This is a genomic window from Pedobacter sp. N23S346 (assembly GCF_048515415.1).
Classification (GTDB): Bacteria; Bacteroidota; Bacteroidia; order Sphingobacteriales; family Sphingobacteriaceae; genus Pedobacter.
On record NZ_JBLYEE010000036.1, the window covers coordinates 1 to 810 of the forward strand.

Here is an 810-nt window from a genome sequence, read left to right on the forward strand (position 1 = left end):
GGGTAAAACCGATAACTGGGGCTAAGTCGTAACAAGGTAGCCGTACCGGAAGGTGCGGCTGGAATACCTCCTTTCTGGAGTAGTGTCACCTACTCGCTTCGCAACATGATATTTCTAAATAAGGTAGAAGGTTAAAGGTAAAAAGGCTTAAGGTCTTGATACTTGATACTAATTACTTTATACTAAAAAAAGAGAAAACACCCAGAATAAAACGGTGGTCATACTATAAGGGTATGGGCAAACGGCAGAAAGATGGGGAAAGCCAAAGGATAAGCAGTAGCGGTAAGATACTATATACTGCATACGATAAAGCTAACCTTAAATCACTTAGTCCCGTAGCTCAGCCTGGTTAGAGCACTACACTGATAATGTAGGGGTCTCCAGTTCAAATCTGGACGGGACTACCATTGAAGTTGGGAGTAAAGAGGATAGAGTTGGGAGTTATGAATACTCCAAACTAATGACTCCAAACTCAAAACTATAAATCTGGGGGATTAGCTCAGCTGGCTAGAGCGCCTGCCTTGCACGCAGGAGGTCAACGGTTCGACTCCGTTATTCTCCACCATCAGAGGTTGAGGGTTAAAAAGTTGAGGGTATAAGGTTAATACCTGTAGCTGAAACCAACCACAACAAAAAAGAAAAGAAAAAGATATCATCGGGATCGATGATCTACATTGACATAAAAGATTAAGACAAGAAGAAACGCCATTGGGGCATATTTATCAAGCATATACTGTGAAATAGATAAAACGGTTCGAGACCGGAGTTTTTGACTAACGAAGCTGAAACGGAGCTTAGGCAGGGGACAAT

The 810-nt window shown here is 42.1% G+C and carries 2 tRNA genes and 1 rRNA gene; all 3 read left to right on the top strand.

What is annotated here, in order from left to right:
- Positions 1–74, top strand: a 16S ribosomal RNA gene (locus ACN1CD_RS23595); the annotation flags it as partial.
- Positions 75–329: 255 nt separating this feature from the next.
- Positions 330–407: transfer RNA gene (locus tag ACN1CD_RS23600), tRNA-Ile, on the top strand.
- An 81-nt stretch (positions 408–488) separates the two neighbouring features.
- Positions 489–565, top strand: a tRNA-Ala gene (locus ACN1CD_RS23605).
- The last annotated feature ends 245 nt before the right edge of the window (positions 566–810 follow it).